At 61.0% G+C, this 12209-nt stretch carries 12 protein-coding genes; 8 read left to right on the plus strand and 4 right to left on the minus strand.

All coding sequences use genetic code 11. The annotated features are described in order from the left end of the window. Positions 1-106: 106 nt before the first annotated feature. The 8 genes from ccoG (at position 107) to FFS64_RS20430 (ending at position 8548) form a co-directional block, all read left to right on the plus strand. On the plus strand, positions 107-1522 hold the full coding sequence (ccoG, locus tag FFS64_RS20395) for a cytochrome c oxidase accessory protein CcoG (RefSeq protein ID WP_137806905.1): 1416 nt from the start codon (positions 107-109) through the stop codon (positions 1520-1522). Positions 1523-1533: 11 nt separating this feature from the next. Then, the gene (locus FFS64_RS20400) at positions 1534-2073 is read left to right on the plus strand and encodes a FixH family protein (RefSeq protein ID WP_095197325.1); all 540 of its coding nucleotides are present in this window, start codon (positions 1534-1536) and stop codon (positions 2071-2073) included. Positions 2074-2230: 157 nt separating this feature from the next. Continuing rightward, positions 2231-4681 (plus strand): heavy metal translocating P-type ATPase, encoded by a 2451-nt coding sequence (locus FFS64_RS20405; protein ID WP_137806906.1) that lies wholly within the window; start codon positions 2231-2233, stop codon positions 4679-4681. Between the two features lie 22 nt (positions 4682-4703). Then, entirely contained in the window at positions 4704-4922 is a 219-nt protein-coding gene (ccoS, locus tag FFS64_RS20410; RefSeq protein ID WP_095197323.1) for a cbb3-type cytochrome oxidase assembly protein CcoS, read from the plus strand. Then, positions 4915-5598, plus strand: a complete 684-nt coding sequence (locus FFS64_RS20415; protein WP_137806907.1) for a sulfite exporter TauE/SafE family protein — start codon at positions 4915-4917, stop codon at positions 5596-5598. The genes ccoS and FFS64_RS20415 overlap by 8 nt, the downstream gene beginning before the upstream one ends. Before the next feature lie 114 nt (positions 5599-5712). Then, a complete protein-coding gene (hemN, locus tag FFS64_RS20420; protein WP_137806948.1) occupies positions 5713-7095 on the plus strand; it encodes an oxygen-independent coproporphyrinogen III oxidase in 1383 nt (460 codons plus the stop codon). Positions 7096-7184: 89 nt separating this feature from the next. Next, positions 7185-7919 carry a fumarate/nitrate reduction transcriptional regulator Fnr gene (fnr, locus tag FFS64_RS20425; RefSeq protein ID WP_095197320.1) on the plus strand — a complete coding sequence of 245 codons (735 nt, stop codon included), beginning with the start codon at positions 7185-7187 and terminating at the stop codon, positions 7917-7919. Between the two features lie 80 nt (positions 7920-7999). After that, positions 8000-8548 (plus strand): adenine phosphoribosyltransferase, encoded by a 549-nt coding sequence (locus FFS64_RS20430; RefSeq protein WP_007985920.1) that lies wholly within the window; start codon positions 8000-8002, stop codon positions 8546-8548. 65 nt (positions 8549-8613) lie between these two features. Here FFS64_RS20430 and FFS64_RS20435 read toward each other — a convergent pair whose 3' ends face one another. The 4 genes from FFS64_RS20435 to FFS64_RS20450 form a co-directional block, all read right to left on the minus strand. Beyond that, positions 8614-9762: an acyl-CoA dehydrogenase family protein gene (locus tag FFS64_RS20435; RefSeq protein ID WP_137806908.1), complete on the minus strand. Its 1149-nt coding sequence runs from the start codon at positions 9760-9762 to the stop codon at positions 8614-8616. 139 nt (positions 9763-9901) lie between these two features. Continuing rightward, complete coding sequence (gene recR, locus FFS64_RS20440; protein WP_137806909.1) at positions 9902-10504, minus strand: recombination mediator RecR; 603 nt, start codon at positions 10502-10504, stop codon at positions 9902-9904. A 75-nt stretch (positions 10505-10579) separates the two neighbouring features. Next, the gene (locus FFS64_RS20445; protein ID WP_137806910.1) at positions 10580-11614 is read right to left on the minus strand and encodes an NADP-dependent oxidoreductase; all 1035 of its coding nucleotides are present in this window, start codon (positions 11612-11614) and stop codon (positions 10580-10582) included. A 204-nt stretch (positions 11615-11818) separates the two neighbouring features. Further along, on the minus strand, positions 11819-12157 hold the full coding sequence (locus tag FFS64_RS20450; protein ID WP_095197315.1) for a YbaB/EbfC family nucleoid-associated protein: 339 nt from the start codon (positions 12155-12157) through the stop codon (positions 11819-11821). Positions 12158-12209: the final 52 nt, after the last annotated feature.

Below are 12209 nucleotides of genomic sequence, written 5' to 3' on the forward strand. Positions count from 1 at the left end.
TTGCGCTAGAGCGACAGGCGTATCATTGCGCCACTGCAACACCTCTTTTGACCGCGGTCGGCACGTACTGACCGAGGCATTTTTCCACTGCCGTGGGATGCAACCGATGAGCAACCAGATTCCGGTACACGACGTTACCCCGCCCGCCAAAAACGGGAACAACGGCGTCGACCTCTACGCCTCTCGAGAAAAGATCTACACCCGTGCCTTCACCGGTATTTTCCGCAACCTGCGGATGGCCGGTGGTGCTGTGCTGTTCCTGTTGTATTTCGGCACGGTCTGGCTGAATTGGGGCGGTCACCAGGCTGTCTGGTGGAACCTGCCGGAGCGTAAATTCTTCATCTTCGGCGCGACCTTTTGGCCACAGGACTTCATCCTGCTGTCGGGCATGTTGATCATCGCCGCATTCGGTCTGTTCTTCATCACGGTGTATGCGGGCCGGGTCTGGTGTGGTTATACCTGTCCGCAGAGCGTCTGGACCTGGATTTACATGTGGTGTGAAAAGGTCACCGAAGGCGACCGCAACCAACGCATCAAGCTCGACAAGGAGCCGATGAGCGCCAACAAATTCCTGCGCAAGTTCAGCAAGCACACGATGTGGCTGCTGATCGGTTTCGTGACCGGCATGACCTTCGTCGGCTACTTCTCGCCGATCCGCGAACTGACCATCGATTTTTTCACCGGCGAAGCCGATGGCTGGTCTTACTTCTGGGTCGGCTTCTTCACTCTCGCCACCTATGGCAACGCCGGCTGGCTGCGCGAGCAGGTGTGTATTTACATGTGTCCGTATGCGCGCTTCCAGAGCGTGATGTTCGACAAGGACACCTTGATCGTTTCGTACGATCCGCGTCGAGGCGAAGGCCGTGGCCCACGCAAGAAAGGCATCGACTACAAGGCCCTGGGCCTGGGCGACTGCATCGACTGCACCATGTGTGTCCAGGTCTGCCCGACCGGCATTGACATCCGTGACGGCCTGCAAATCGAATGCATCGGCTGCGCCGCCTGCATCGATGCCTGCGACGCCATCATGGACAAGATGGAGTACCCGCGGGGCTTGATCAGTTACACCACCGAACACAACCTGTCCGGCCAGAAAACCCATAAACTGCGTCCGCGCCTGATTGGCTATGCCGTGGTTTTGCTGGCAATGATCAGCCTTCTGGTGACCGCGTTCTTCATGCGTTCGCTGGTGGGCTTCGACGTCAGCAAGGACCGTGTGCTGTACCGCGAAAATGCCGAGGGCCGGATCGAAAACGTCTACAGCCTGAAGATCATGAACAAGGATCAGCGCGACCATACTTATGTGCTTGAAGCCACCGGCCTGCCGGACCTCAAGCTGCAAGGCAGGCGCGAGATCAAGGTCGCGGCCGGCGATATCGTCAGCCAGCCGGCCGAACTGTCCGTGGCCCCGGAACACCTGCCATCGAGTACCAACGAGGTGAAATTCATCCTCAAGGACGCCGATGACGCCAGTATTCACGTTGAAGCCAAGAGCCGATTCATCGGCCCACAAAATCGTTGAGAGAAGTGATCATGCCCGCAGCAACTGCCGCAAGTCCCTGGTACAAGCACCTTTGGCCATGGATCATCATCGGGATCCTGGCCTGCTCGGTGACCCTGACCTTGTCCATGGTGACCATCGCGGTGAACAACCCGGACAACCTGGTCAACGACAACTACTACGAGGCCGGCAAAGGCATCAACCGCTCCCTCGACCGTGAACTGCTGGCGCAGACCCTGCTGATGCGCGCCAGTGTTCACCTGGATGACGTGACCGGCGAAGTCGACCTGCGCCTGAACGGCAACAGCCAACCGAAAACCCTTGAGCTGAACCTGATCTCGCCGACCCAGCCGGAAAAGGACCGCAAGATCGTCCTGACCCGCAGCGAAACCGAACAGGGCCGCTACATCGGTCAGTTGAGCGACAAGATCGAAGGCCGTCGCTTTGTCGAATTGCTGGGTACTCAGGACGATCACATATGGCGCATGTTCGAGGAAGAACTGGTCAGCCATGACAAGGACCTGCTGCTCGGTGATGAACCGTTGCAGGGTGCGGAAGACCTGAAGAAGTAAAAAGCTGCGCTTCGCGCATTCGCGAGCAGGCTCGCTCCCACAGTTGATCACTGTCGTGCTTGAAGTTTGAGTACACCAATGATCCATGTGGGAGCGAGCCTGCTCGCGAAGAGGCCCTTTCTGATGACCCGGATTCAGCGGTACCAGTGAATATCCAATGACCACCCCAACCCCCTGCTACCACTGCGCCCTGCCCGTCCCGGCCGGCAGCCGTTTCACCGCGGCGGTCCTGGGGCAAACCCGCGAGTTCTGCTGCCCGGGTTGCCAGGCTGTGGCCGAGGCGATAGTCGCGGGCGGGCTGCAAAGCTATTACCAGCATCGCAGCGAAGCGTCGGCCAACCCCGAAGCGCTGCCGGTGCAATTAGTGGATGAACTGGCGCTGTACGATCGCGCCGATGTGCAGCAACCCTTTGTCCGCCATGAAGGCGAACTGGCCGAAACCACGCTGCTGATGGAAGGCATCAGTTGCGCCGCCTGCGGCTGGTTGATCGAGAAACACCTGCGCGCCCTGCCGGCGGTGGCCGAAGCACGCCTGAACCTGTCCAACCATCGCTTGCACGTGCGCTGGGCGGATGCGCAGTTACCGCTGAGCCAAGTCCTCAGTGAACTGCGCCAGATCGGCTACGCCGCCCACCCTTATCAAGCCGACCGCGCCAGCGAACAACTGGCCAGCGAAAACCGCCTGGCATTGCGCCAGCTCGGCGTGGCCGGTCTGTTGTGGTTCCAGGCGATGATGGCAACCATGGCCACCTGGCCGGAATTCAACATCGACCTCAGCCCTGAACTGCACGCGATCCTGCGCTGGGTCGCGCTGTTCCTCACCACGCCAATAGTGTTCTACAGCTGCGCGCCGTTCTTCAAGGGCGCCATGCGCGACCTGCGCACCCGTCACCTGACGATGGACGTTTCGGTGTCGCTGGCCATTGGCAGTGCCTACATCGCCGGGATCTGGACCTCGATCACCGGCGTCGGCGAACTGTATTTCGATGCGGTCGGCATGTTTGCGCTGTTCCTGCTGGCCGGGCGCTATCTGGAACGCCGCGCCCGGGAACGCACCGCCGCCGCCACCGCACAGCTGGTCAACCTGCTACCGGCCTCCTGCTTGCGCCTGAGCGGCGACGGCCAGAGCGAGCGGATCCTGCTCAGCGAACTGCGGGTTGGCGACCAGGTGCTGGTGCACCCGGGCGCAATCCTCCCGGCTGATGGCAAGATCCTCGACGGCCAGTCGAGCATCGACGAGTCGCTGCTGACTGGCGAATACCTGCCGCAACCCCGCACGCCAGGCGACGCCGTCACTGCAGGCACCCTGAACGTCGAAGGCGCGCTGACCGTGCAAGTCCAGGCGCTCGGCCAGGACACGCGCCTCTCCGCCATAGTCCGTTTGCTGGATCGTGCCCAGGCGGAAAAACCACGACTGGCGGAAATCGCCGACCGCGCCGCGCAATGGTTCCTGCTGCTGACGCTGATTGCGTCCGCCTGTATTGGCCTGCTGTGGTGGGAGCTGGACTCGTCGCGAGCCTTCTGGATTGTGCTGGCGATGCTCGTTGCGACCTGTCCCTGTGCCCTCTCCCTGGCGACGCCCACCGCGCTCACCGCCGCCACCGGCACCCTGCACAAACTCGGCTTGCTGCTGACGCGCGGCCATGTACTCGAAGGCCTGAATCAGATCGACACGGTGATTTTCGACAAAACCGGCACCCTCACCGAAGGGCGTCTGGCGCTGCGCTCTATCCGTCCCCTCGGCGCCCTCGACAGCGATCAATGCCTGAGTCTGGCCGCCGCTTTGGAAAATCGTTCCGAGCACCCGATCGCCCGCGCCTTCGGTCGCGCACCACTGGCCGCCGAAGACGTGCACAGCACGCCAGGCCTCGGTCTTGAAGGGCGGGTTGGCGAGAAGCGTCTGCGCATCGGCCAAGCCGGGTTTGTTTGTGAACTCAGCGGTGCCATCGTGCCATCGATGCCGGATGAGCCTGGCCAATGGCTGCTGCTCGGCGACCAACAGAGACCACTGGCCTGGTTCGTACTCGATGACCGCTTGCGCGCTGATGCCCCGGCCCTGCTGGCCGCTTGCAAGGCCCGCGGCTGGCACACATTGCTGTTGTCGGGCGACAGCTCGCCGATGGTCGCCAGTGTCGCCGCCGAACTCGGCATCGACCAAGCCCGAGGTGGATTGCGTCCGGACGACAAATTGCAAATTTTGCAGCAACTGCACCAGGAAGGTCGCAAGGTATTGATGCTTGGAGACGGGGTCAACGATGTGCCGGTATTGGCCGCCGCCGACATCAGTGTCGCCATGGGCTCGGCCACCGATCTGGCAAAAACCAGCGCTGACGCTGTGTTGCTGTCCAATCGCCTCGATGCACTGGTACAAGCCTTCAGCCTGGCCCGGCGCACCCGTCGGGTAATCATCGAGAACCTGCTGTGGGCGACGCTGTACAATGGCCTCATGCTGCCGTTCGCCGCCCTCGGCTGGATCACGCCGGTGTGGGCTGCGGTCGGCATGTCCATCAGTTCGTTGACCGTGGTGCTCAATGCCCTGCGCCTGACTCGCCTGCCGAGCGCGCCGGCTGTCGGTACCACGCCAGAAACCCGTCCGTTGCCGGTCTGAGCCGCGCGGGCATGGAGTCCAGATGCCAGCTCTCTACGTGATGATCCCGGCCGCGCTGCTGATCGTGGCCATCGCTATCTACATCTTCTTCTGGGCGGTCGACAGCGGTCAGTACGACGACCTCGACGGCCCGGCCCACAGCATCCTGTTCGATGATCAGGACCCGAAGCACACCGCAGCCGTCGACGAGGCCAGCGGCCATCCGGCCCAACCCGACGACAAGGCCCCGCCCCATGCTTGAATTGGCGCCATTGCTGGTGTCTGCGGTGATTCTCGGTCTGCTCGGTGGCGGTCATTGCCTGGGCATGTGCGGCGGCTTGATGGGCGCGCTGACCCTGGCGATTCCCAAGGAGCAACGCAGCCGCCGCTTTCGCCTGCTGCTGGCGTACAACCTCGGGCGAATTCTCAGCTATGCCGCCGCCGGCCTGCTGATCGGCCTGGCCGGCTGGGCGGTGGCCAACAGCCCGGCGGCGCTGTTCATGCGCGTGTTCGCTGGGCTATTACTGATCGCCATGGGCCTGTACCTCGCCGGCTGGTGGAGCGGGCTGACGCGCATCGAAAGCGTAGGTCGCGGGCTGTGGCGGCATATCCAGCCGGTGGCCAGCAAACTGCTGCCGGTGTCGAACGTCCCCCGCGCACTGCTACTGGGAACGCTCTGGGGCTGGCTGCCTTGCGGTCTGGTTTATAGCACTTTGCTGTGGTCGGCCAGCCAGGGCAATGCGCTGGACAGCGCATTGCTGATGCTGGCGTTCGGCCTCGGCACCTGGCCGGTCCTGCTTGCCACCGGGCTGGCGGCGGAACGGATGACGGCATTGTTGCGCAAACGCAGCGTGCGCATGACCGGTGGATTACTGGTGATGCTGTTCGGTATCTGGACCTTGCCGGGGCCGCATCAACATTGGCTCATGGGACATTAGTTCCGCGGCGCGCCAACGCCACAGATCCCGACCTTGATGCAAATCAAGATCCCCACACCTCACCCCCCCTAGACTGGCCGCCACTGCCAGCCTATTCCGGGGGATGCCCGCATGATGCTCGACGCCATTCGTTGGGATACCGATCTGATCCGCCGTTATGACCTGGCGGGACCGCGCTACACCTCTTATCCGACCGCAGTACAGTTCCATGGCCAGGTCGGCACCTTCGACCTGTTCCACGCCCTGCGTGACAGCCGCAAGGCCCAGCGCCCGTTGTCGCTGTATGTCCACGTGCCGTTCTGCGCGAACATTTGCTATTACTGCGCCTGCAACAAAGTCATCACCAAGGATCGTGGCCGCGCCCTGCCCTACCTGCAGCGCCTGGAACAGGAAATCCAGCTGATCGCCTGCCATCTCGATCACGCGCAAAAGGTCGAGCAACTGCACTTTGGTGGCGGCACGCCGACGTTTCTCAGCCACGACGAACTGCGTCAGTTGATGGCGCACCTGCGCAAACATTTCAATCTGCTCGATGACGACTCCGGCGACTACGGCATCGAAATCGACCCTCGTGAAGCCGACTGGTCAACCATGGGCCTGTTGCGCGAACTGGGCTTCAATCGGGTCAGTATCGGCCTGCAAGACCTCGACCCGGCCGTTCAGCGCGCAGTCAATCGCCTGCAAAGCCTGGAGGAAACCCGCGCGGTGATCGATGCCGCCCGCACCCTGCAGTTTCGCTCGATCAACATCGACCTGATCTACGGTCTACCGAGACAGACCCCGGAGAACTTCGCCCACACCGTCGAAGAAGTCATCCGCCTGCAACCGGACCGGCTCTCGGTCTTCAACTACGCGCATCTGCCGGAACGTTTCATGCCGCAACGGCGGATCAACAGCGATGAGTTGCCGACGCCAGCGCAGAAGCTGGAAATGCTGCAGCGCACCATCGAACAACTGACCAGCGCCGGTTACCGCTACATCGGCATGGATCACTTCGCCCTGCCTGACGATGAACTGGCGGTTGCCCAGGAAGAATCGACCCTGCAACGCAACTTTCAGGGTTACACCACCCACGGGCATTGCGATCTGATCGGCTTGGGCGTGTCGGCCATCAGCCAGATCGGAGACTTGTACTGCCAAAACAGCAGCGACCTGAACCAGTACCAGAACGCTTTGGACTCTGCGCAACTGGCCACCAGCCGCGGCTTGTTGTGCAACGCCGATGACCGCCTTCGGCGTGCAGTGATACAACAGTTGATCTGCAATTTCAGCCTGGAATTCGCTCAGATCGAACAGGCGTTCAACATCGATTTTCAAGGCTATTTCGGCGAACTTTGGCCGCAATTGCAGAGCATGGCCAAGGACGGCCTGATTGAGCTGGATCGCGAAAAAATCACTGTGTTGCCGGCCGGACGCTTGCTGGTGCGCTCGGTGTGCATGGTGTTCGATGCGTACCTGGAACACCACGGCCGCCAGCGGTTTTCACGAGTGATCTAGAGGTGCGACAAAAGCGCCATGCACTGGCCCAGTGTCCTCTGCTGAGTTACCCTTACGTCTTATGTGTGTTTCCCACAAGGATTGAAGAAATGTCCGAGCCAGTAAAACTGCGCGCTCATAACCAGGCCCATTGCAAGGATTGCAGCCTGGCCCCGCTGTGTTTGCCGCTTTCGCTGAATCTGGAAGACATGGACGCGCTGGACGAAATCGTCAAACGTGGCCGCCCGCTGAAAAAGGGTGAGTTTCTGTTCCGCCAGGGCGACACTTTCGACTCCGTTTACGCGGTACGCTCCGGCGCCCTCAAGACCTTCAACCTGAGCGATGCCGGTGAAGAACAGCTCACCGGTTTCCACCTGCCGAGCGAACTGGTCGGCCTGTCGGGCATGGACACCGAAAAGCACCCTGTCTCGGCGCAGGCACTGGAAACCACTTCGGTCTGTGAAATTCCCTTCGAACGCCTCGACGAACTGGCCCTGCAATTACCGCAGTTGCGCCGTCAGTTGATGCGGGTGATGAGTCGCGAGATTCGTGATGACCAACAGATGATGCTGCTGCTGTCGAAAAAAACCGCCGACGAACGCATCGCCACCTTCCTGGTCAACCTGTCGGCACGTTTCCGCGCCCGGGGCTTCTCGGCCAATCAGTTCCGCCTGAGCATGTCGCGCAACGAAATCGGCAACTATCTGGGACTGGCGGTGGAAACCGTGTCGCGGGTATTTACGCGCTTCCAGCAGAACGAGCTTATCGCCGCCGAAGGCAAGGAGATCCGCATCCTCGACCCGATCCAGCTGTGCGCTTTGGCGGGTGGTTCGATCGAGGGCTGATTCAAGATGTTGCGGCTGAGCATAAGGGGTCAGCCGCCGTTATAATGCGTCGTTTGCAGCCCTGCCAGGACACCCCAACGATGGCCTTCGACTCCTTCGACATCAAATCCCTTATCCGCCCCGTGATCGACTTTCCCAAGCCGGGCGTGATTTTTCGCGACATCACTCCGCTGTTCCAATCGCCCACGGCCTTGCGCCTGGTGATGGACAGCTTCGCCCATCGTTATGTCGAAGCCGATTTCACGCACATCGGCGCCATGGACGCCCGTGGCTTTCTGATCGGTTCGGTATTGGCCTATCAGCTGAACAAACCGCTGGTGCTGTTCCGCAAGCAAGGCAAACTACCGGCCGATGTCCTGGCCGAAGGCTATGCGACCGAGTACGGCGAAGCCTTCCTCGAAGTGCACGCCGACAGCCTGTGCGAAGGCGATTCGGTGGTGATGTTCGATGACCTGATAGCCACGGGCGGCACCCTGATTGCGGCAGCGAACCTGATTCGGCGCATGGGCGCCCGGGTTCATGAAGCGGCGGCGATTATTGATTTGCCGGAGCTGGGTGGATCGCAGCGTCTCGAAGATATGGGGATTCCGACGTTCTGCCTGACTCAGTTTGCCCTTACCGACAAGTAAGTAGCGTCTGTACTGACGTCATCGCTGGCAAGCCAGCGATGACGTCAGCAGCTACAGCAAAAAACTCAAAGCCCCATCTGCTTGCTGATGATTTCGTTCATCACTTCCCGCGTCCCGCCCCCGATCGAAAGTATCCGGTTATCCCGGTACAGCCGCTCCACCAGGCTCTCGCGCATGTAGCCCATTCCACCCAGAATCTGCACCGCGTCGTGGGTAATCCTGTCCGCCGTGTCGGTGGCGAAATTCTTGGCCATGGAAATCTCCTTGATCACACTCTGCCCAGCGGCCATTTTCGCCGCCTGGCGGTAGGTGAACTCCCTTGAGACTTCCAGTTCTGTAGCCATTTCGGCGAGGCGGTGCTTGATCACCTGGAACTTGCCGATGGGCTTGCCGAAGGCCTCACGCTCCCGTGCCCATTTCAGGCTTTCCTCCAGGGCGAGCTGCGCCGTCATGTTGGCCATCAAGGCCAGCGCCAGGCGTTCGCTCTGGAAATTGCCCATGATGCAGGCAAAGCCCATGTTCTCACTGCCGATCAGATTGCCCACCGGCACGCGGCAATCATCGAAGTACAACTCGGCGGTGTCCGATGCCCACCAGCCCATTTTCTTCAACTGCCGCCCCACCGTGAAACCGGGGGCGCCCTTCTCGATCAACAACAGGCTGATGCCAGCGAAACCCGGCTCACCGGTGCGCACCGCAACCGTGTAGTAATCCGCACGTACGCCACTGGTGATAAAGGTTTTGCTGCCACTGACCCGGTAAAAATCGCCGTCACGCACGGCGCGGGTTTGCAGGTTGGCGACGTCGGAACCGCCGCCGGGCTCGGTGACGGCCAGGGCGCTGATCTTCTCGCCGGACAATACCTGCGGCACGACCCGGTCACGGACTTGTGGCCCGGCCCATTTGAGAATCGGCGGCAGACCGATGTCCAACGACCCCAGCCCCGCCACCAGGCCACCTGAGCCACAGCGCATCAGCTCTTCGCTGGCGGCGACCTTGGCGAACAAATCACCTTCATGGCTCCCGCCGAGCGCTTCCGGGTAGCCGATCCCGAGAATGCCCGCCGCACCAGCCTTGAGGTAAAGCTCACGGGGAAAGCTTTCGGCTTCTTCCCACCGATCGATGTCAGGAAGAATCTCGCGCTCGACGAATCGTCTGACGCTGTCGCGGACCAATTGGTGGCTGGGATCGAAGTATTCCTGAAAGGCAGGCATCGGCGAACTCCACTGAAGGGTTCAGCGAAGTTAACCGAGCGCTTGCTTGGTTTTCAACAGATATGTGCGGCACAGATGAATCGAGGCACCTGCATCGCGGGCAAGCCCGCGATGGCGTCAGCTCAGACAACGCACGACTTCAGAGAGAAATCGGCTTACGCCCGGCAAACGAATGCGCCAGTGTCCCGCCATCCACCAGCTCCAGCTCGCCCCCGAGCGGCACGCCATGGGCAATGCGCGAAGCGATCAGGCCTTTGCTGCTGAGCAACTGGGCGATGTAGTGCGCCGTGGCTTCCCCTTCCACCGTCGGGTTGGTGGCGAGGATCACCTCGGTGAACGTACCCGCTTCCTCGATCCGCGCCATCAACTGAGGAATGCCGATGGCTTCCGGGCCCAGGCCATCGAGGGGCGACAGGTGCCCCTTGAGTACGAAATAGCGACCGCGAAAACCGGTCTGCTCCACGGCGTAGACATCCATCGGTCCTTCCACCACACAGAGCAACGTATCGTCGCGCCGGGCATCGGCGCACTGCGGGCAGAGGTCATCTTCGGTCAGCGTGCGGCACAAACGGCAATGGCCGACCCCTTCCATGGCCTGGCTCAGGGCCTGCGCCAGTCGTGAGCCGCCGCTGCGATCACGCTCGAGCAACTGCAACGCCATGCGCTGGGCGGTTTTCTGACCCACACCCGGCAAAACGCGCAGGGCATCGATCAGTTGGCGAATCAAAGGGCTGAAGCTCATGGGGGACAAATCCGACAAAACAACGAGACGCGGTTTATACCCGCGCCTCTGTTTAGCGTCAAATTGCAGCGTCAATTAGTTCTGGGCGACCCGTACCACCAGTTTGCCGAAGTTGCGTCCTTCCAGCAGACCGATGAATGCCTGGGGCGCATTTTCCAGGCCATCAACCACATCTTCGCGGAATTTCACCTTACCGTCACGCACCCACGGCGCCATGGCGCTAGCGAATTCAGGCTGACGGTCGCCGTAATCGTCGAACACGATGAAGCCCTGGATCCGCACGCGCTTGGTCAGCAGCGTGCGCTGCAATTGCGGCAGGCGATCCGGCCCGCTCGGCGCTTCGCTGGCGTTGTAGGAAGCAATCAGGCCACACAGCGGAATCCGCGCCTTGGGGTTGAGTAACGGTACGACCGCGTCGAACACCTTGCCGCCGACGTTTTCGTAATAGATGTCGATTCCCTTGGGGCACGCTTTGGCCAATTCATCGGCAAAGTCCGGGCCCTTGTGGTCGATGCAGGCATCGAAACCCAGCTCCTGAACCACATAGCGGCACTTGTCCGTGCCCCCCGCCACACCGACCACCCGCAACCCCTTGATCTTCGCCACTTGGCCGACCACCGAGCCCACCGCGCCGGATGCAGCCGCCACTACCAGTGTTTCACCCTCCTTGGGCTGACCAATGTCCATCAGCCCCATGTAAGCGGTCATGCCCGGCATGCCCAATACACCCAGAGCCATGGACGGACTCGGCAGCGTTGAGGGAATCGGCATGATACTGCGACCGTCATTGATGCTGTGGCTTTGCCAACCCGTGGCACCGACCACCAGATCGCCTTCCTGAAACTTGGGATTGAGCGAGCGCTCGACCCGACTGACCGCGCCACCGGTCATCACCTCGCCGATTTCCACCGGGGCTGCGTAGGACGGTGCATCACTCATTCGTCCGCGCATGTACGGGTCCAGCGACAAATAAAGGGTTTTGAGCAACACCTGACCGTCCGCCAGATCGGGTAGCGCGACCCGTTCCAGGCGAAAATTCTCCGGCGTCGGCGCGCCGACCGGACGCGAGGCCAGGACGATGCGTTGGTTGAGGGTCAATGGATCGGACATGTCAGCGTCTCCTTTGGTCGAAGAGTTCGGGGTATAGGGAGCAGACCTTTGGGGCAGTAGTGCGTTCGATGCTTCTACTTTAAGACCGGGTTGCCTGCTCGCGAAGGCGACTTTACAGACTACGCATTTCCAGCAGCCGGAAACAAAAATGCCAGGCGCAATGCCTGGCATTTTCATGTAGCCCATCCGAAGCGCTTTGGCGAATCAGAACGGCAGCTTCATGCCCGGTGGCAGTTGCATGCCAGCAGTCATGCTGCCCATTTTTTCCTGGCTGTTGGCTTCGATCTTGCGCACCGCGTCGTTGACGGCGGCAGCGACAACGGCTTCCAGCATTTCCTTGTCGTCTTCGCTCATGCCTTCGACCAGGCTTGGGTCGATGCTCACGCTCTTGACGTCATGACGACCGGTCATCACCACGGTGACCATATCGCCACCGGCTTTACCGGTGACTTCGGCGTTGGCCAGCTCTTCCTGCATCTTGGCCATTTTTTCCTGCATCTGCTGCGCCTGCTTCATCAGGCCGGCCATGCCACCTTTCATCATGGTAATTACCTCAAAAGTACTTGGATTAAAGCGGCGCCCGGTGTTTGTGGCC

The sequence above is a fragment of the Pseudomonas sp. G(2018) genome (assembly GCF_005502415.1).
In the GTDB taxonomy this organism is placed as follows: Bacteria; Pseudomonadota; Gammaproteobacteria; order Pseudomonadales; family Pseudomonadaceae; genus Aquipseudomonas.

Bases quoted from the DNA above. Each gene is read 5' to 3' on its own strand.
- ccoG (WP_137806905.1), top strand. From the start codon at position 107: ATGAGCAACCAGATTCCGGTACACGACGTTACCCCGCCCGCCAAAAAC.
- FFS64_RS20400 (WP_095197325.1), top strand. From the start codon at position 1,534: ATGCCCGCAGCAACTGCCGCAAGTCCCTGGTACAAGCACCTTTGGCCA.
- FFS64_RS20405 (WP_137806906.1), top strand. From the start codon at position 2,231: ATGACCACCCCAACCCCCTGCTACCACTGCGCCCTGCCCGTCCCGGCC.
- ccoS (WP_095197323.1), top strand. From the start codon at position 4,704: ATGCCAGCTCTCTACGTGATGATCCCGGCCGCGCTGCTGATCGTGGCC.
- FFS64_RS20415 (WP_137806907.1), top strand. From the start codon at position 4,915: ATGCTTGAATTGGCGCCATTGCTGGTGTCTGCGGTGATTCTCGGTCTG.
- hemN (WP_137806948.1), top strand. From the start codon at position 5,713: ATGCTCGACGCCATTCGTTGGGATACCGATCTGATCCGCCGTTATGAC.
- fnr (WP_095197320.1), top strand. From the start codon at position 7,185: ATGTCCGAGCCAGTAAAACTGCGCGCTCATAACCAGGCCCATTGCAAG.
- FFS64_RS20430 (WP_007985920.1), top strand. From the start codon at position 8,000: ATGGCCTTCGACTCCTTCGACATCAAATCCCTTATCCGCCCCGTGATC.
- FFS64_RS20435 (WP_137806908.1), bottom strand. From the start codon at position 9,762: ATGCCTGCCTTTCAGGAATACTTCGATCCCAGCCACCAATTGGTCCGC.
- recR (WP_137806909.1), bottom strand. From the start codon at position 10,504: ATGAGCTTCAGCCCTTTGATTCGCCAACTGATCGATGCCCTGCGCGTT.
- FFS64_RS20445 (WP_137806910.1), bottom strand. From the start codon at position 11,614: ATGTCCGATCCATTGACCCTCAACCAACGCATCGTCCTGGCCTCGCGT.
- FFS64_RS20450 (WP_095197315.1), bottom strand. From the start codon at position 12,157: ATGATGAAAGGTGGCATGGCCGGCCTGATGAAGCAGGCGCAGCAGATG.